Genomic DNA, 19,136 nt, shown 5'->3' with positions numbered 1-19,136 from the left:
GCTTACCAGCCGGTCACTTCCTTCAGTGCGTCACCGATCTGAGCCAGTGAACGTACGGTCTTAACACCGGCGTCTTCCAGGGCAGCAAACTTCTCGTCTGCAGTACCTTTACCACCGGAGATGATCGCACCGGCATGACCCATGCGCTTACCAGCAGGAGCGGTAACACCTGCGATGTAGGAAACAACCGGCTTGGAAACGTTAGCCTTGATGTAGGCAGCTGCTTCTTCTTCGGCGGTACCACCGATCTCACCGATCATCACGATCGCTTCGGTAGCCGGATCGTTTTCGAACAGTTCCAGTACGTCGATGAAGTTGGAACCCGGGATCGGGTCACCACCGATACCAACACAGGTAGACTGACCGAAGCCGGCGTCAGTGGTCTGCTTAACCGCTTCGTAAGTCAGGGTACCGGAACGGGATACGATACCAACCTTGCCAGGCAGGTGGATGTGACCCGGCATGATGCCGATCTTACATTCACCCGGAGTGATCACACCCGGACAGTTCGGGCCGATCAGGGTAACACCCAGCTCGTCGCACTTAACTTTACACTCGAGCATATCCAGCGTCGGGATACCTTCGGTGATCGCAACGATCAGTTTGATGCCGCCGTTAGCTGCTTCCAGGATGGAATCCTTACAGAACGCAGCCGGTACGTAGATGACGGAAGCATCAGCACCGGTAGCTTCAACCGCTTCAGCAACGGTGTTGAAAACCGGCAGACCCAGGTGAGTCTGACCGCCTTTACCCGGCGTTACACCACCAACCATGTTGGTGCCGTAGGCAATCGCCTGCTCGGAGTGGAAAGTGCCCTGACCACCAGTGAAACCTTGACAGATTACCTTGGTGTCTTTGTTGATTAGAACGCTCACTTATTTACCCTCCGCTGCTTTAACCGCTTGCTGAGCCGCGTCAGTCAGGCTGGTAGCGGCGATGATGTCCAGACCGGACTCAGACAGAACCTGAGAACCCAGCTCGGCGTTGTTACCTTCCAGGCGAACAACTACAGGCACTTCAACGCCTACTTCTTTAACCGCAGCGATAATACCTTCCGCGATCAGGTCACAACGGACGATACCACCGAAGATGTTAACCAGAACCGCTTTTACCTTGTCGTCAGACAGGATGATCTTGAAGGCTTCGGCAACACGCTCTTTGGTTGCACCACCACCTACGTCGAGGAAGTTGGCCGGGAAGCCACCGTGCAGAGCAACGATGTCCATGGTGCCCATGGCCAGGCCTGCGCCGTTAACCATGCAACCGATGGTGCCGTCCAGCGCAACGTAGTTCAGCTCCCACTTGGCAGCATTGGCTTCGCGCTCATCGTCCTGTGACGGATCGTGCATCTCTTGCAGATCCTTGTGACGGTAAACCGCGTTGGAATCGATAACGACTTTGGCGTCCAGACAGTGCAGGTTGCCAGCGTCGGTGATAACCAGCGGGTTGATCTCCAGCAGCGCCAGGTCCTTCTCAGCGAACATGGTCGCCAGACCCATGAAGATCTGAACGAACTGCTTGATCTGAACCCCTTCCAGACCCAGCTTGAATGCCAGGTCACGGCCCTGGTACGGCTGCGGGCCGGCCAGCGGATCGATGGTGGCCTTCAGGATCTTTTCCGGAGTCTCTTCAGCAACCTTCTCGATCTCAACACCACCTTCGGTGGAAGCCATGAAGACGATGCGGCGGGAAGAACGGTCAACAACGGCACCCAGGTACAGCTCCTGAGCGATGTCGGTGCAGGTTTCAACCAGAATTTTGGAAACCGGCTGACCATTGGCGTCTGTTTGATAGGTTACCAGGTTTTCACCCAGCCACTTTTCAGCAAAAGCTTTGGCTTCGTCGGGGCTGTCAACCAGCTTAACGCCACCCGCTTTACCACGGCCACCAGCGTGGACCTGGGCTTTTACGACCCACTTGTCACCGCCAATACGCTTACAAGCCTCGGCGGCATCCTTAGGGGTCTCAACGGCCTCACCCTGGGATACCGGCAGACCGTACTGGGCAAACAGTTGTTTTCCCTGATACTCGTGAAGATTCATGTCTCGATCCGTTATTTACGTTCTCATAGGCGCCCCCCGATTTGAACTCGGGCTGCGCTAATTCACCGCCCTGCCAACTGGCCAGAGCGGTCCATGGTCCGGCAGACCGGAGTCCGCCGGGGGGCTGTTTTTATTATTTACGCTTTTTGCGATTTGCCACGTGGATAGCGTGATTGTCACACGCCAGGGCCGCCTCATGAATCGCTTCAGAGACTGTCGGGTGGGCAAATACGGTCAGCTGCAGGTCCTCGGCGCTGGAGCCGAATTCCATGGCGATAACCGCTTGCGCGATCAGTTCGCCGGCTTGACCACCGACAATATGGCAGCCCAGGATCCGATCGGTCTCTTCGTCAGCGATCAGCTTAACGAAACCGTCAGTGTCCTGAGAGGCCATCGCACGACCGGAGGCCGCGAACGGGAACTTACCAACCTTAACCTTGACGCCTTCGGCTTTGAGCTGCTGCTCGGTCTTGCCGACCCAGGCCAGTTCAGGATGGGTGTAGATGATGCCCGGGATGCAGTCGTAGTTCATCTGGGCCTTATGGCCGTGGATGATGTCGGCCACCATGATGCCTTCTTCAGAGGCCTTGTGCGCCAGCATCGGGCCACGCACCACATCACCGATGGCAAACACGCCCGGGACGGAAGTACGGCACTGGCCGTCTACGGAGATGAAACCACGCTCGTCCAGCTCAACGCCGCTATCGGCGCCCAGCAGGCCTTCGGTGTACGGACGACGACCAACCGCAACGATCAGCTTGTCGACCACGATCTCCTGCTCACCTTTGGCATCGGTGAACTTGACCACAACTTCTTTGCCTTTGACTTCGGTGCCGGTAACACGCGCATTCAGGCGGATATCCAGGCCCTGCTTCTTGAAGGTCTTCTGAGCTTCTTTGGCCAGGTCCTTATCGCAGAACGGCAGGAAGTCTTCCATCGCTTCAAGCACGGTGACTTCGGTACCCAGACGGTTCCATACAGAACCCATTTCCAGGCCGATAACACCGGCGCCGATCACACCCAGACGCTTGGGAGTTTCGGTGATGTTCAGGGCTCCTTCGTTGTCCAGAATCAGGTCATCGGTCAGCGGAGCCGGCGGAATATTAACCGGTACGGAACCCGCAGCGATGATGATGTTTTCGGCATCAACCACTTCGGTGCTGGCGTCATGCTTGGTGACTTCTACTTTCTTGCCGCCCAGTACCTTACCGGTACCCTGCAGCAGAGTTACACCGTTGGCCTTGAACAGACCGGCCACGCCCATGGTCAGGTTCTTAACAATCTTGTCCTTACGACCCACCATGGCGGCAACGTCAATGTCTACCTTGCCGGTGCTGATGCCGTGGACTTTGAACTCTTCGTGAGCCATGTGGTACTTGTGGGTGCTGTCCAACAGCGCTTTGGACGGGATACAGCCCACGTTCAGACAGGTACCACCCAGTACCGCAGTGCCTTTATCATCGACCCACTTCTCGACACAGGCGGTCTTAAGACCCAGCTGCGCGGCACGGATCGCTGCTACATAGCCACCAGGGCCGGCACCAATCACTACAACATCAAACTTTTGTGACATGTCCGATTTTCCTATCAGTTAACCTTTTGGGTTGTCTCTTGGAGGCAGCGGGGCTGGTAGGCACACCGCTGCGCGGGAGCGTGTATTTCTAGTTATACGTCCAGCAGCATACGTGCCGGATCTTCAAGCAGATCCTTGATGGTAACAAGGAACTGTACTGCATCTTTGCCGTCGATCATGCGGTGATCGTACGACAGGGCCAGATACATCATCGGCAGCACAACCACTTCACCGTTGACCGCCATCGGGCGCTCCTGGATCTTGTGCATGCCGAGAATCGCCGTTTGCGGCGGGTTCAGGATCGGCGTCGACATCAGCGAGCCGAACACACCACCGTTAGTGATGGTGAAGGTACCGCCCTGCATATCATCGATACCCAGCTTGCCCTCGCGGCCTCGCTTACCAAAATCAGCAATTGCAGACTCGACACCGGCCAGGTTCATGCCGTCGGTATCACGCAGTACCGGCACCATCAGGCCGCGGTCGGTAGAAACCGCAACACCGATATCCTGGTAACCGTGGTAAACGATATCGTTGCCGTCAATGGAGGCGTTAACTGCCGGGAAACGTTTCAGCGCTTCGGTCGCCGCCTTGACGAAGAACGACATAAAGCCCAGTCGAGTACCGTTATGGGTCTTCTCGAACAGGTCCTTATACTGCTTGCGCAGTTCCATCACCGGCTTCATGTTGACTTCGTTGTAGGTGGTCAACATTGCCGCATTCTGCTGTGCTTCTACCAGACGCTTGGCGATGGTGGCACGCAGACGGGTCATCGGCACGCGCTTTTCAACCCGCTCACCCGCAGCCGGAACCTCAACTGCAGGCGCGGCAGCAGCCGGAGCAGCGGCAGCAGGCGCAGCGGCCGGCTTGTTCTTCAGGTAGTTCAGAACATCCTCTTTGGTGACTCGACCACCTTTACCGGTGCCCGGTACCTTAGAGGCATCCAGGTTGTTTTCGTCCAGCAGTTTGCGGGCTGCCGGACCGGCGGCGGCGTCAGCATCGCCTTCGGCAGCAGCTTCAGCCGGTGCGGCTTCGGCAGCAGCCGGTGCTGCAGCGGCAACGTCGCCAGCAGCGAAGATCGCGATGACCTCGTCGCTCAGTACGGTATCGCCTTCACCCTTGATGATCTCAGCGATGCTACCGTCTGCCGGGGCAACGACTTCAAGAACTACCTTATCGGTTTCGATATCGACAATCAGCTCGTCCCGGGATACGGCTTCACCGGGCTGCTTGTGCCAAGTTGCAACAGTACCATCTGCAACAGACTCAGGAAAAGTAGGGGCTTTGATTTCGATAGACATGTCACTTCCTTTATTTAGTAGTGGCGGGCAGGCGGCTTACGCCTGCGGGCCATTGATCGCTTCGTTAACCAGAGTTTCTTGCTCTTCGGCATGCTGGGACATATAACCGGATGCCGGTGCAGCCGAGGCTGGGCGCGCGGAAACTTCCAGGTTCAGTGTCGGCCAGAGCTGTGCCAGAACATGGCGCATGTGGTGCTGCGAGCAATACCAGGCACCCTGGTTCAGCGGCTCTTCCTGACACCAGACAACGCTTTCAACGTTCTTGTAGGCTTTGAGGGCTTCGATCATATGCTCTTCCGGGAACGGATAGAGCTGTTCGATCCGTACGACTGCTACATCGTCGGTACCCTGCTCTTCACGCTTGTTGTAAAGGTCGTAGTAGACCTTACCGCTACAGAGCACCAGTCGCTTAACCTTGTCGGCCGCGATGTCGTTGACTTCCGGAATCACGGTCTGGAAGGATCCGTCGGTCAGCTCTTCCAGGGTCGAGATCGCCTGCTTGTGACGGAGCAGTGATTTCGGCGACATAACGATCAGCGGTTTACGCAGCGGGCGAATCACCTGACGACGCAGCATGTGGAACACCTGAGCCGGGGTGGTCGGCACACAGACCTGTACGTTGTGCTCGGCACAAAGCTGCAGGTAGCGTTCCAGACGGGCCGAGCTGTGCTCCGGTCCCTGCCCTTCGTAGCCGTGCGGCAGCAACATCGTCAGACCGCACAGACGGGCCCACTTGTGCTCACCGGAAGTGATGAACTGGTCGATAACCACCTGGGCACCGTTGGCGAAGTCACCAAACTGAGCTTCCCAGATAACCAACGCATTCGGCGTGGTGGTGGCATAGCCATATTCAAACGCCAACACCGCTTCTTCCGACAGGAAGGAGTCGTGGATGGTCATGCGAGGCTGATCATCATCCAGGTTCTGCAGCGGCACGTAGACTTCACCGTCTTTCTGGCTGTGCAGCACCGCATGGCGGTGGGAGAAGGTACCACGACCAACGTCCTGACCGGTGATACGCACCGGGTGGCCTTCGGCCAGCAGGGTCGCATAGGCCATGGTTTCGGCGAAGCCCCAGTTGATCGGCATCGCACCGGAACCCATACGCTTGCGATCTTCGAGGATCTTCTGAACCTGACGCTGGATGGTGAAGCCTTCAGGTACATGGTCGAGTTTGGCAGCCAACTCTTTGACCAGCTGCGGATCGACCCGGGTGTCGTAGGAGTGGGTCCACTCGTGACCCAGGTAGGGACGCCAGTCAACGAACAGCTCTTCGTTGGGCTCGGTTACCAGGGACTTGGCCACGTGACGACCATCTTCCAGCGACTGGCGGTAGTCGGACTCCATCGCCTTGCTCTCAGCCTGGTCGATAACACCTTCGGCGATCAACTTGTCGGCGTACAGAGCACGGGTGGTCTTCTGGGTCTTGATGGTCTGGTACATGAGCGGCTGGGTACCGGACGGCTCGTCGGCCTCGTTATGGCCACGACGGCGGTAACAAACCAGATCGATAACGACGTCTTTCTTGAACTCGTTACGGTAGTCCAATGCCACCTGAGTCACGAAAGCGACCGCTTCAGGATCATCGCCATTAACGTGGAAGATCGGCGCTTGAACCATCTTGGCCACGTCGGTGCAGTACTCGGTGGAACGCGAGTCTTCACGCTTGTTGGTGGTAAAGCCAACCTGGTTGTTGATGACGATATGAACCGTACCGCCAGTCTTGTAGGCACGGGTCTGCGACATCTGCAGGGTTTCCATCACCACACCCTGACCGGCGAAGGCCTGGTCACCGTGGATGGTGATCGGCAGAACCAGATTGCCTTCCGGATCATCACGGCGATCCTGTCGGGCACGTACCGAACCTTCAACCACCGGCGATGCGATCTCCAGGTGGGACGGGTTGAACGCCAGGGCGATATGCACTTCGCCGCCGGGGGTCGCCACGTTGGAAGAGAAGCCCTGGTGGTACTTAACGTCACCAGAGGTTTCCAGGGTCCGCTTACCCTCGAATTCTTCGAACAGTTCCTGCGGATTCTTACCGAAGGTGTTGACCAATACATTCAGACGGCCACGGTGGGCCATGCCAATAACCACTTCTTTGGCACCGGCCTTACCGGAACGCTGAATCAGCTCATCCATACAGGGGATCAGCGCTTCGCCACCTTCCAGACCAAATCGCTTGGCACCGGCAAAGCGAGAGCCGAGGTATTTTTCCAACCCTTCGGCGGCTGTCAGGCGCTCAAGAATGTGTTTGCGGTATTCCGGCTCGAATTCAGGATGGCAGCGAACCGTTTCCAGACGCTGCTGGACCCAACGCTTCTCCTGGGTATCAACGATATGCATGAACTCCGCACCGACGCTGGTGCAGTAGGTCTGGTGCAGATCATCAAGAATCTGTTTCAGCGGTGCTTCTTCAGGACCAAAAAACAGCGACCCCAGTTGGAAGGTCGTGTCGTGGTCAGCCGCTGACAGCTCATGGAACTGAAGTTCCAGATCCGGGACGTCCTCACGCTCCATCAACCCCAATGGATCGATCTCGGCGATCTGGTGTCCACGGACCCGGAAAGCGTTGATCATACGCAATACACGGACCTGCTTCTTCTCGTGCTCTGAGCTGACGCTGGAGACTGGAAGAGCCTGAGCGGTGGCGCGTTGGTTTTTGGAGAGGTAGAGGAAGTGCTCGCGCACTGTGGAGTGAGGTACGTCTTGGGTGACGGTTGGCTGGACGCGGGGGAGCTTATCAAACTCTTCCCGCCATTGTTGTGGTACCGCGTTGGGGTCCCTGAGGTATTCCTCGTAGAGTTCTTCTACGTAGGTCAGATTCCCACCTGAGAGATGTGAAGTGCTCCACATCAACTCCATTATGCCTTCATGCATTCTTGACAACCCTGTAGTGAGGCGCTTGCCGAACGGCAACGTTCTTCACCCTGTGGCCAACCACCGGTCGACCGCGGGGAACAACATCCCCTGTAGCAATGTTTCTATGACATTTTTTATGTTGCTGGATGGCTAGATAGAACCCCCTTCACCACCAGCAAACGCGCAAAGTCTACAGTACTTATTTACGACTAGAAATAGTGCTTTTTACTTACTTCGAAAATCGCTTCAAAGCCCGTAGATTCTTATTATCAGGCAAAAAAAATGGCGCGGATAACCGCACCATTTTTAGGTCTATTCGGATCAAGTTGCCTGCTGTAGCAGCATGTTCCGAATTTTGCCGATTGCCTTGGTGGGATTGAGTCCCTTCGGGCAAACGCTGACGCAGTTCATGATGCCGTGGCAGCGGAACACGCTGAACGGATCATCAAGGTCAGCCAAGCGCTCCCGGGTCGCCGTATCACGGCTATCGGCCAGGAAGCGATAGGCTTGCAACAGACCTGACGGACCGATGAACTTGTCCGGATTCCACCAGAACGACGGACAGGAGGTCGAGCAGCAGGCACACAGAATGCACTCGTACAGCCCGTCGAGCTTCTCACGCTCTTCCGGTGACTGCAGACGCTCGATCGCCGGCGCCGGCGTATCGTTGATCAGGTAAGGCTTGATCTTCTCGTACTGCTTGTAGAACTGAGCCATGTCGACAACCAGGTCACGAATGACCGGCAGACCCGGTAGCGGACGCAGAACCAGTTTGTCCTCAGCAACCACTGCAGACAGAGGAGTGATACAGGCCAGACCATTCTTACCGTTCATGTTCATACCGTCGGAGCCACAAACACCTTCACGGCAGGAGCGACGATAAGCCAGACTCGGATCCTTATCCTTCAGCAGCTGGAGCAGATCCAGCACCATGATGTCCTTACCACCTGGGATATCGATATGGATATCCTGCATGTAAGGCGCATCGTCGGTCTCAGGATTGTAACGATAAACACTAACTAACATGATGACACCCTCTTAGTAAGTACGCTTCTTGGGCGGGAAAGCTTCGACGGTCTTTGGCGCGAAGTTAACATCACGCTTACCAACCCGCTTCTCACCCGGGAAGTACATGGAGTGTTTCAGCCAGTTCTCGTCATCACGCTCGGTGAAGTCGTTACGGGCGTGGGCACCACGGCTCTCTTTACGCTCTTCGGCGGCGATCGCAGTAGCTTCGGCAACTTCCATCAGGTTCTCAAGTTCCAGCGCTTCAATACGGGCGGTATTGTAAGCAGCAGACTTGTCTTCCAGATGGGTGTTCTCAACCCGCTTACGGATGTCTTTGAGCATCTCCAGACCCTTCTGCATGCTCTCACCGTCACGGAATACACCGAAGTAGAGCTGCATGGTCTTCTGAAGCTCGCCACGAACCTCAGCAACGCTCTCACCAGAAGTGGTCGCATTGAGACGATCCAGACGCGTCATCGCCGCAGCGATGTTGTCTTCATTAGCATCCTTGGCGGTATAGCCGTCGCTCATCAGCTTCTGGATATGCAGACCGGCCGCACGACCGAACACAACCAGGTCAAGCAACGAGTTACCACCCAGGCGGTTGGCACCGTGAACCGATACACAGGCAACCTCACCACAGGCGAACAGCCCCGGAATCTCAACATCGTTGCCATCGGCGTCTTGAGTCAGCGCCTGGCCACCGATATTGGTCGGAACACCACCCATCATGTAGTGACAGGTCGGAACAACCGGGATCGGAGCTTTGACCGGATCAACATGAGCAAAGGTCTTGGACAGTTCACAGATACCCGGCAGGCGGCTGTGCAGTACTTCTTCACCGAGGTGATCCAGCTTCAGGAATACGTGATCGGCGTCTTCGCCACAACCACGACCATCCAGAATTTCCAGAACCATCGAACGGGCCACAACGTCACGACCAGCAAGGTCTTTGGCGTTCGGCGCGTAACGCTCCATAAAGCGCTCGCCGTCCTTATTGATCAGGTAACCACCCTCACCACGACAACCTTCGGTGACCAACACACCCGCGCCGGCGATACCGGTCGGGTGGAACTGCCACATTTCGATGTCCTGCACCGGGAAGCCGGCGCGCAGCGCCATACCCACACCGTCACCGGTGTTGATCAGCGCGTTAGTGGTGGACTGGTAGATTCGACCGGAACCACCTGTCGCCAGGACGGTTGCCAGTGCTTTGATATAAACGGTTTCGCCGGTTTCCATGCAGATTGCAATGACACCCACGATAACGCCGTCATCATTCTTTACCAGGTCGGTGGCATACCACTCGTTAAAGAAAGTAGTACCGCCCTTCAGGTTGGCCTGGTAAAGGGTGTGCAGCAGCGCGTGACCGGTACGGTCGGCAGCAGCACAGGTACGAGCCGCCTGGCCGCCTTCGCCGAAGTTCTTCGACTGGCCACCGAACGGGCGCTGATAGATACGACCAGACTCGGTACGGGAGAACGGCAGACCCATATGATCCAGCTCAAACACCGCCTGAGGACCGACCGAGCACATGTACTCGATGGCGTCCTGGTCACCGATATAGTCGGAGCCCTTAACGGTGTCATACATATGCCAACGCCAATCATCATTGGGGTCAGCACTGGCGATCGCACAGGTGATACCACCCTGGGCAGAGACCGTGTGCGAACGGGTCGGGAATACTTTAGTGACACAGGCCGTTTTCAGGCCAGACTGGGTCAGCTGCAGCGCGGCACGCATACCGGCGCCACCACCACCAACCACGATCGCATCGAAACTAAGCGTACGAACTTTAGACATTGCTTATAATCCCCACAATACCTGAATACCCCACACCAGATAGGTGAACATCGCTGCTCCACAGATCACTTGGAACAGGAAGCGGGGACCGGTTGGTTTGATGTAGTCGGTCGATACACTCCACAAGCCGATCCAGGCGTGGGCACCGATGGACAACATGGTCATCAGGGTAAAGACGCGAACCCAGGTGCTATTGAACAGCGCACTCCACTGTTCAAAAGTCAGGTCGGGGTTGAATAACAAGTAGGTCAGGATGAATACGGTGTATACCAGCAGCACAACCGCTGTGGCACGCTGAATCATCCAGTCATACAGGCCACTACGGCCAAAACTTGTAATAGAAGTTACCATATCCATACTCCCGCCAGCAGGACTGAAACAACACCGGCAGCCAGGGTAGCTTTGGCAATCATCGTGCCGCTCTCCAGCTCTTCACAGTAACCGCAATCCATAATCAGATGCTTGATACCGGCAAAGAAGTGGTAAAGCAGCGCGGATACCAGACCCCAGGCGATAAACTTCGCGAAGAAGCTATTGCTTAGCATGTCGGTAACGGCGTCAAACCCCTGCTGTGACTCCAGGGAAAGATCAAACACATACAGCATGAAAGCGACACCTACAAAGAGGATGACGCCGGTGATGCGGTGCAAAATCGAGGAGATTGCAGGAAGGGGTTGCTTAATAGTACGTAAATCTAGATTTACAGGTCTCGTTTTATTCACGGCTCTAATTCACACTCACGTTAGCCCTCTGACGGGGCGATTAGAAGGACGTGCCAGGAGGTGAGGTCAGAAAATTAAAAAAGGAAAAAACCCTTTTCTCTCCCCAACTTCGACGCGAAAGTATACCTATCTCGCCCTATCAAGACAATTCAAACGGACTAGACCAAAGATATAGAACGGATTGATTATTTAACGCACAACAAGGCTCAAATTGTGTTTTTCCCTAAATTGACTTTTGCCATCGCAGATTCGTGCTGCATTGCGACAATAGAACCTTTGGATCAATTGACTTTAGGCGCAATCTGCCTATAGTGGGGCACTCTAAAGATGACCTGCCAGCACGCGAGTTTGAGTTAAGTTATTGAATTTGCATCGTTGGCGTCCAATAAAACTTAAGAATGATAGGAGCCGCCATGACTGACAAGAAAGCCTATTTGAAGGTCGACGGTCTAGAAGAAACCTTTGAACTGCCGGTCCTGCACGGTACCGAAGGTCCCGATGTAGTAGACGTACGCGCGCTGACCTCGAAAGGCCTTTTCACTTACGATCCTGGCTTCGTATCCACCGCAGCCTGTGACTCCGGTATCACCTTCATCGACGGCGGCAAAGGCATTCTGCTCCACGGTGGTTACCCGATCGAACAACTGGCTGAAAAGTCAGACTACATGGAAGTCTGCTACCTACTCCTTAATGGCGAACTGCCCAACGCAGAGCAAAAAGCTAAGTTTGTTAGCACCATCAAGAACCACACCATGGTTCATGAGCAGCTGAGCCACTTCTTCAACGGCTTCCGTCGTGACGGCCACCCGATGGCGATCATGTGTGGTGTTGTTGGCGCCCTGTCTGCGTTCTACCACGATTCACTGGACATCAACGATGCCCACCACCGTGAAGTCTGCGCGTTCCGCCTGATCGCCAAGATCCCGACCATCGCGGCCATGTGTTACAAGTACTCGATCGGCATGCCGTTCATGTACCCGCGTAACGACCTGAACTATGCCGAAAACTTCCTTTACATGATGTTCGGCAACCCCTGTGAAGAGTACGTTCCGAACCCGGTTCTGGCCAAAGCGATGGATAAGATCTTTATCCTGCACGCCGACCACGAGCAGAACGCCTCTACTTCTACCGTACGCCTGGCCGGCTCTTCCGGTGCCAACCCGTTCGCTTGTATCGCTTCCGGTATCGCGGCCCTTTGGGGACCGGCACACGGTGGCGCCAACGAAGCGGTACTGACCATGCTGGAAGAGATCGGCGATGCCGAGAACATTCCGGAATTCATCGCCAAGGCCAAGGATCCGAACGATCCGTTCCGCCTGATGGGCTTCGGTCACCGCGTCTACCGCAACTTCGACCCGCGCGCCAAGGTAATGAAAGTTTCCTGCGACGAGGTTCTGAAGGAGCTGGGCCTGGAGAACGACCCGCTGCTGAAGATCGCCAAAGAGCTGGAGCGCATCGCCCTGGAAGACGAGTACTTCGTCGAGCGCAAGCTGTACCCGAATGTCGACTTCTACTCCGGCATCATCCTCAAGGCGATCGGTATTCCGACCAACATGTTTACCGTTATTTTCGCCCTGTCCCGCACCATCGGCTGGATCTCTCACTGGAACGAGTTCCACTCCAGCCCGAACCGTATCGGTCGTCCGCGTCAGCTGTACACCGGTCCGGCCAAGCGCGACTACCCGGGTTAAGCAACAGCCCATCCAAAAAGGCCGCAATATGCGGCCTTTTTTGTGCCCATTTAATAATGCATAGCAGCTCGCCTAGATAAAGCCACTGCTCCTTCCGAACTTCGATTGTCGCTATAAGAACAGCGCAGCTAGAGACAGCTCAGATTGGTTTCATCAGGGCCTGCTTGTCTAAGAAAAAAACCGCCGTATCAACTTGTCACTCCTTGGTTAACCCCGAGGCAATACAGTCTTTCCCTTGATATTTAGCGCTATATAGATAGTTATCTGACTGGGCTACCAGCTCGTGGACATCGGCCCCGTCTTCCGGATAGCTGGCTATACCCGATGAAAGCGAGAATGCCAAAGTGTTGCAGTTAAATTGCTGCTGACACTTTCTCTTAAATATCCTAGCAATTAGTGCCACTTTATCTATCGACTGCTGGCTATCCATTTCAGGAAGCAACATCAACACCTCATCTCCGCCAAGCCGGCAAACGAGATCAACACTGCGGGTATTTTCGCCTATTGTTTCCGACAATATTCTCAGCGCACGGTCGCCTGACTCGTGTCCCAATTGATCATTAATTTGCTTAAAGTCATCAATGTCGACCGTAATAATCGAAAACGGTGATTCAAATCGTTTATCTGCGTTAACGAATTTGACCTTTTCCTGCCAGCCTCGCCGGTTCAACAACCCCGTCAACGGATCCCTGATTGATTGATGAAAGAGGTTTTCGCGCAAATTTAAATTAGACAGGGTTATAGCCAGCACCCCGGCGGCAGGCATTAACGCCTGGGTAACTGCCGCCGCCTCATCCTCACGCAGGCCAACCAGCTCGACGGAAATCACACCATGGCAGTCAGCCCCATTGGTGACAGGCATGCAAAGCTGCCGTGGCGCCTTACAACCGCAGGAACGCTCACAAAAACCCATCTCGGTATCGTAGACCTTGTTAGAGCGATGACTCCAACAGCTAGTAAAATCCAACAACCCAAATCGACCACTCAGATCACCCCACTGAGTGACAATAGGATCGCATCCTTGCTCTGTCCTCAATATCACCGCACCGGCATTGGATTGACTCAATTGGCAGGCATAACTATTAAATACCCGCAAAGCCTCGTCCCTAGTACTTGAAATCAACAACGCCTCGGTCATCTCACCCACCAGACTGAGCTGTTGTGACTTTTCTATCGCCGATTCCTTCCCTCGCTGTTCAGCTATGGAAAGCGCTTCAATTTGTTGCAACCGCAGTTTGAGCGCCGACTGCGCCTCGTTGAGTTCACGCCAACGACGCCAAGCAAACCAGGCTAAACAGATAGCGACGGCAGCTGCCGCGACCGGCAACTCATCCACTTCAAACTCTTCGTACTGTTCTGCCCATTCAATAAATTTTTCGTTGGCATCCATATAGGCCGCCAGCATTAGCGTACTAAGCGCCACTACTGCGGAAATAACCAGATCTTTTGAACTGCTAGACATCATCGTGAGAATTACTATCCGACAACGAACAAGTACCGTCACCATAGTTCATCGGACAGCCACTCGCACTGACATTCCTGATCACTGAGGATGGAAACTTAACAATTAATGATTAACGTTAACGATCAGCTGAAGATAACGGTATAAATAGATACCCCCAAAGGCTGCAATATGCGGCCTTTTTTGTGGCCGCGGCCTAAGGCCATTCCCAATAACGCTTCACTCAAGCTAAGATCTAGTCACCCCCCAACCTGCAAGGGCGCCCCATGAAAATAGGTCTGGCACTGGGTGGCGGCGCATCGCGCGGCTGGTCCCATATCGGCGTAATCAACACCCTCAGTGACTACGGCATCGAACCCGACATCGTCTGCGGTACGTCCATCGGGTCGCTGGTTGGCGCCGCCTATGTCACCGGCAACCTACGCAAGCTTGAAGACTGGGTCACTTCGCTTTCCAAACTACAGACCGCCAGATTCTTCGAGATCAATCGCTCCTTCAACGGCTTCGTCAACACTGAACGACTACACGACTTTCTCGAACAGTATGTGGCCACCGACCAGGCCCGGATAGAAAAACTCGACAAACAGTACGCCTCGGTGGCCACCGAGCTTCACAGCGGTCGAGAAATCTGGATGACCCGGGGCTCCGTACTCGAAGCGGTCTGGGCCTCGATCGCCCTGCCCGGCCTGTTCCCAGCGATCAAGCACCAGGACCGCTGGCTGGTCGACGGTGGACTGGTCAATCCGGTCCCGGTGTCGGTTTGCCGCGCACTGGGTGCCGATATCGTTATCGCGGTCAACCTCAACGGCGACATTGTCGGTAAACGCCCCCGTGAACCGCAAGCCCAATCTGAAACAGTACCGAAAACCAGCAACGGCGTAGTGGACAGAATCTCCGATCTGGTCAGCGAATACACCGCCTCTGTATTCACCCCAACCAAGGATGACAACGAACCCCCGAGCCTGTTCGACTCCATTGCTGGATCCATCAATATCACCCAAGATCGCATCACCCGCAGCCGCATGGCCGGCGATCCCCCGGATATTCTGCTGTCCCCGAAACTGGGACATATTGGCTTGCTGGAGTTTTATCGCGCCGATGAGGCGATTAACGAGGGGCGAGACTCCGTAGTGAGATTGCTACCGGAGATCAAACATGTGATGGGCAGAGACTGAGACATTCACTAGAAACCAGCCCAGCGACACTCGGACTATTTATCGACGTGCTCCGCCACCCCTACCTTCAATTGATAATAGGCCGTTGCCAGCAAACCGCAGAGAATACCGCCGCCCTCTATAGAAACGGCCAACGCATAGCCCAAGGAACCACTGTACTGCTGCACCGCTAAGATAAAGAGCAGCCAGAGTACAAAGCCGAGAATAAAGCTCTGTTTGAGCACTTTGGTGCTATTCGAAGTCAATGCCAGCCCGCAAGACTGACATTCAAAGCGCTCTTTGCTGAGCAACCAGCTGGCAACCGAGCTTTGACAAACAGGACATTGATTGGCCATTGCGGTGCAGGCAGCCTCTTTCTAACGAGTCGGTAACCGAGCCCACCGACTAGACAGACTCATTCAATACAGCCACAGAATTGTAGAGAGATTCACTCCGAAACTGCTAGAGCAGCCAATTTATCTAACCGAGCATCCCGCTATTCCTTCGTGACTGAACGGCATCAGCCGCAACCGGCTAACACTAGCCGGCAATGCTAGCCGTAGGTGTGTCACAAAATCATAAAACAACCGAAGATAACGGTATAAATAATTCAGACCGACGACCTCTTGATCCTCCGCTTCTGGGTCAAGACTTGGTGATACGCCAGCAGTTATGGATCCGCGGATTACGCTTGAAGTCCTGATCGATAGTCTGGCTGGTGATATCCGTCACTTTAAAGTCGGCCAGGGCTTGCTGATCCATTTTGAATTTGCGCAGATTATTGGAGAAGATCAGCACCCCTTCTTCATCTAACAATGCCATCGCCTGCTCGATCAGCATCACATGATCACGCTGAACGTCCAAGATATCCCGCATTCGCTTGGAATTGGAGAAGCTGGGCGGATCCATAAAAATTAGGTCGTATTTTTCTCCGCTCTGGCCGGCATCGCGCAGCCACTGCAGACAATCCGCCTGGATAGTCTGATTCAATTTCTCGCTCAAACCATTAAGCGCATAGTTTTTACGCGCCCATTCCAGATAGGTGTTGGACATATCGACACTGGTCGTCGACGCCGCCCCTCCCATCGCGGCCTGTAAGCTGGCCACTGCGGTGTAACTGAACAGATTCAGGAAGCGCTTGTCTCGACTATTCTCACGGATCCATTGCCGGATCGGCCGATGATCAAGGAACAAACCGGTATCAAGATAATCACGCAGATTGACCAACACCCGGGCAGGCCCTTCGGTGACTTCCAGATACTGCCCCTGTTGCTCCAGGCGCTGATACTGCTCTTTGCCGCTTTGACGCTTGCGTTGCTTGAGCGCGATCTGCTCGGCACCGACACCGGTGACACCGGGTAGGGCCGCCATCACATGGGCTAGACGTCGTTCAGCCTTCTCCGGATCAACCTTGGATGGCGGTGCATATTCCTGCACATGCAACCAGTCTCCATATCGATCGATCGCAACGGCATACTCAGGCATATCGGCATCGTAGATCCGATAGCATTGCAGCTGCTGCTTACGGGCCCACTTGTCGAGCTGCTTAAGATTCTTACGCAGCCGATTGGCGAACATATCATCGCCCTTGCTATCGGCCGACTGAACCGGGACGCGTGGCGGCCGATCTCGATCGGCAACAAAATTCTTGTCCGCGATATCGAACAACAGCAGCTGACTGGGTATCGATCCGTTAAACAGTTTGTACTGCTTGTGGGAATGAATCGCGATCGATTTGCCCAACTCCGGGTTGCCGGTGAAAACCGCCGCACGCCAACCCTGAAAATGCTGCTTCAACGCTTCTCCAAGATGTCGGTAGAGATAGCCGATAACCGGCACCTCGCTTAGCCTCTCGCCGTAGGGAGGATTGGTCAGCAATAAACCGGTATCGAACTTTTTGTGTGTCAGCGCCTTCAGCTGGGACAACTCTCGCTGGCTGATCCGAATCCAGCGATCAACACCGGCTCGTTCGGCATTTTGTTTGGCGATCGAAACCGCCTTGGGATTGGCATCGTAGCCATGGATCTCAGGAAAATCATCTCGCTCTGCGGCAGCCAGTCGAATCTTGCGAGCATCACGTAACAAACTCATCCAGCTCGCAGCGTCGTGCTTGAGCCAGCGTTCAAATCCGAAATGTTGCCGCATCAACCCCGGCGCGATATTGGCGGCCATCAACGCCGCCTCGATCAACAAGGTTCCAGAGCCGCACATCGGATCGACCAGCGGCTGCTGCTCGGCAGCACTCTGCGGCCAGCCACTACGGATCAGCAGCGCACAGGCCAAATTCTCCTTCAACGGGGCCGCCCCACCCCGGGCCCGATAGCCACGCCGATGCAGACTATCCCCAGAAAGATCCAGACTCAGATGAGCATGCCCTTTGCTCAGGTGCACATTGATACGAAGATCCGGCTTCTCTTTGCTGATCGCCGGGCGCTGCCCCGTCCGAGATCGAAATTGATCAACAATGGCGTCTTTGACTTTTAGCGAACCAAAATGGGTATTCTTTATCGCCCGACTGGTACCGCTGAAGTTGACCAGCAGCGTGCCATCGGAGCGCAGGTGTTCTAGCCAATCGATCTGCTGTACCCCTTCGTACAGCTGCTCGGCCGATTCAACCGAAAACTCGGCCAGCGGCAACAAAATCCGGTTTGCCAGCCGAGACCACAGACAGACCCGATAGCCGACCGCTAGATCGCCCTGAAAGAACACCCCGGCAACGGTGGTTTTGACGTCCAGCCCACCCAGCTCGGCTAACTCATCGGCCAACAGGGTTTCCAACCCTTTCGGGCAGGTGGCAAAAAAACGGAAAGTGGAATTAAGTTCAGACAAGAGAGCTCCAACAGACGCAGGCAGGGCAATAAAACGCGCATGATACCACCGGAGTCGGTTTTGCCGCAGCTCTTTGCATCGTTGCTGCGCGGCCATGACACCCGAGGTCAGTTCTGGCATTAAATTTTTTCAAGTTTCAGATTTGTGACCACATTAAGTCACTAGACCATTGTTTTGATGACAAATATTTATACTGGTAAGACCAAATTCTATCGGCAGTAGATAACTCGCTGCTGCAAAGCATATCGACAACCCTGTCGGAATCCGATACAAACGAAGAGTCGGCCTAGGCCGATCATGCAGTCTGCGCCGGGCAGGAGTCTCGACGCTGACAGATCTCAACGCATGGATAGACCGAGTCAGAAGGGTGCAGCCTTTGTTGCCACCCTCCAACAAGAACTAACGAGGCTATTGAATGAAGAGACAAAAACGGGATTTAACATCCAGAGCTTATGTACGCGGTTATCGTGCCGGCGTATCAGGTAAATCAAAAGACATATGCCCCGCCACAGCCGGCGAAAGCCGTCAGCACTGGATCAGTGGTTGGCGCCAAGGTCGATCAGACTTCTGGGACGGATATCAGGGCATCTCCAACCTACACTGCACACCCAACCTACCCTGACGACGTTAACCATTAAGACAAGGAAAAAAGGGCCCGCATTTGCGGGCCCTTTGTTATGGATAGCGAA

General features: G+C 54.8%; 15 protein-coding genes. 3 read left to right on the top strand and 12 right to left on the bottom strand.

Going from position 1 to position 19,136, the window contains the following annotated elements; genetic code table 11:
* Window positions 1–2: 2 nt before the first annotated feature.
* The 9 genes from sucD to sdhC all read right to left on the bottom strand — a co-directional run bounded on the left by sucD (window position 3) and on the right by sdhC (window position 11,311).
* Window positions 3–875 carry a succinate--CoA ligase subunit alpha gene (sucD, locus tag DV711_RS02680; RefSeq protein WP_114694098.1) on the bottom strand — a complete coding sequence of 291 codons (873 nt, stop codon included), beginning with the start codon at window positions 873–875 and terminating at the stop codon, window positions 3–5.
* Window positions 876–2,042 (bottom strand): ADP-forming succinate--CoA ligase subunit beta, encoded by a 1,167-nt coding sequence (gene sucC, locus DV711_RS02675; RefSeq protein ID WP_114694097.1) that lies wholly within the window; start codon window positions 2,040–2,042, stop codon window positions 876–878.
* Between the two features lie 133 nt (window positions 2,043–2,175).
* A complete protein-coding gene (gene lpdA / locus DV711_RS02670; RefSeq protein ID WP_114694096.1) occupies window positions 2,176–3,615 on the bottom strand; it encodes a dihydrolipoyl dehydrogenase in 1,440 nt (479 codons plus the stop codon).
* A gap of 92 nt (window positions 3,616–3,707) precedes the next feature.
* On the bottom strand, window positions 3,708–4,916 hold the full coding sequence (gene odhB / locus DV711_RS02665) for a 2-oxoglutarate dehydrogenase complex dihydrolipoyllysine-residue succinyltransferase (protein WP_114694095.1): 1,209 nt from the start codon (window positions 4,914–4,916) through the stop codon (window positions 3,708–3,710).
* A gap of 36 nt (window positions 4,917–4,952) precedes the next feature.
* Window positions 4,953–7,796, bottom strand: a complete 2,844-nt coding sequence (locus tag DV711_RS02660) for a 2-oxoglutarate dehydrogenase E1 component (protein WP_114694094.1) — start codon at window positions 7,794–7,796, stop codon at window positions 4,953–4,955.
* Window positions 7,797–8,099: 303 nt separating this feature from the next.
* Window positions 8,100–8,804, bottom strand: coding sequence for a succinate dehydrogenase iron-sulfur subunit (locus DV711_RS02655; protein ID WP_114694093.1), 705 nt, complete (start codon window positions 8,802–8,804; stop codon window positions 8,100–8,102).
* A 12-nt stretch (window positions 8,805–8,816) separates the two neighbouring features.
* Entirely contained in the window at window positions 8,817–10,589 is a 1,773-nt protein-coding gene (gene sdhA / locus DV711_RS02650) for a succinate dehydrogenase flavoprotein subunit (RefSeq protein WP_114694092.1), read from the bottom strand.
* Between the two features lie 3 nt (window positions 10,590–10,592).
* Window positions 10,593–10,940: a succinate dehydrogenase, hydrophobic membrane anchor protein gene (gene sdhD / locus DV711_RS02645; protein ID WP_114694091.1), complete on the bottom strand. Its 348-nt coding sequence runs from the start codon at window positions 10,938–10,940 to the stop codon at window positions 10,593–10,595.
* A complete protein-coding gene (gene sdhC, locus DV711_RS02640; protein ID WP_114694090.1) occupies window positions 10,934–11,311 on the bottom strand; it encodes a succinate dehydrogenase, cytochrome b556 subunit in 378 nt (125 codons plus the stop codon). Before sdhC ends, sdhD begins: the two co-directional genes overlap by 7 nt.
* A gap of 413 nt (window positions 11,312–11,724) precedes the next feature.
* On the opposite strand from sdhC, the gene gltA reads away from it, so the two are divergent.
* Window positions 11,725–13,002, top strand: coding sequence for a citrate synthase (gene gltA, locus DV711_RS02635; RefSeq protein WP_114694089.1), 1,278 nt, complete (start codon window positions 11,725–11,727; stop codon window positions 13,000–13,002).
* Window positions 13,003–13,198: 196 nt separating this feature from the next.
* On the opposite strand, the gene DV711_RS02630 is transcribed toward gltA, so the two are convergent.
* Window positions 13,199–14,467, bottom strand: coding sequence for a GGDEF domain-containing protein (locus tag DV711_RS02630; protein ID WP_165839975.1), 1,269 nt, complete (start codon window positions 14,465–14,467; stop codon window positions 13,199–13,201).
* A gap of 263 nt (window positions 14,468–14,730) precedes the next feature.
* On the opposite strand from DV711_RS02630, the gene DV711_RS02625 reads away from it, so the two are divergent.
* Window positions 14,731–15,639: a patatin-like phospholipase family protein gene (locus tag DV711_RS02625; RefSeq protein WP_114694087.1), complete on the top strand. Its 909-nt coding sequence runs from the start codon at window positions 14,731–14,733 to the stop codon at window positions 15,637–15,639.
* A gap of 35 nt (window positions 15,640–15,674) precedes the next feature.
* Here the strand turns inward: DV711_RS02625 and DV711_RS02620 are convergent, their stop codons facing one another.
* Together DV711_RS02620 and rlmKL are read right to left on the bottom strand one after the other, a co-directional pair.
* Window positions 15,675–15,974 (bottom strand): hypothetical protein, encoded by a 300-nt coding sequence (locus DV711_RS02620; RefSeq protein ID WP_114694086.1) that lies wholly within the window; start codon window positions 15,972–15,974, stop codon window positions 15,675–15,677.
* Window positions 15,975–16,263: 289 nt separating this feature from the next.
* On the bottom strand, window positions 16,264–18,447 hold the full coding sequence (gene rlmKL / locus DV711_RS02615; protein WP_243633715.1) for a bifunctional 23S rRNA (guanine(2069)-N(7))-methyltransferase RlmK/23S rRNA (guanine(2445)-N(2))-methyltransferase RlmL: 2,184 nt from the start codon (window positions 18,445–18,447) through the stop codon (window positions 16,264–16,266).
* A 415-nt stretch (window positions 18,448–18,862) separates the two neighbouring features.
* On the opposite strand from rlmKL, the gene rmf reads away from it, so the two are divergent.
* Window positions 18,863–19,069: a ribosome modulation factor gene (rmf, locus tag DV711_RS02610; RefSeq protein ID WP_114694085.1), complete on the top strand. Its 207-nt coding sequence runs from the start codon at window positions 18,863–18,865 to the stop codon at window positions 19,067–19,069.
* Window positions 19,070–19,136 lie beyond the last annotated feature (67 nt).

The organism is Motiliproteus coralliicola (assembly GCF_003345655.1).
Classification (GTDB): domain Bacteria; phylum Pseudomonadota; class Gammaproteobacteria; order Pseudomonadales; family Balneatricaceae; genus Motiliproteus; species Motiliproteus coralliicola.
Note: the sequence above shows the minus strand (reverse complement) of the source record. Positions and strands in the feature narration are given on the sequence as shown.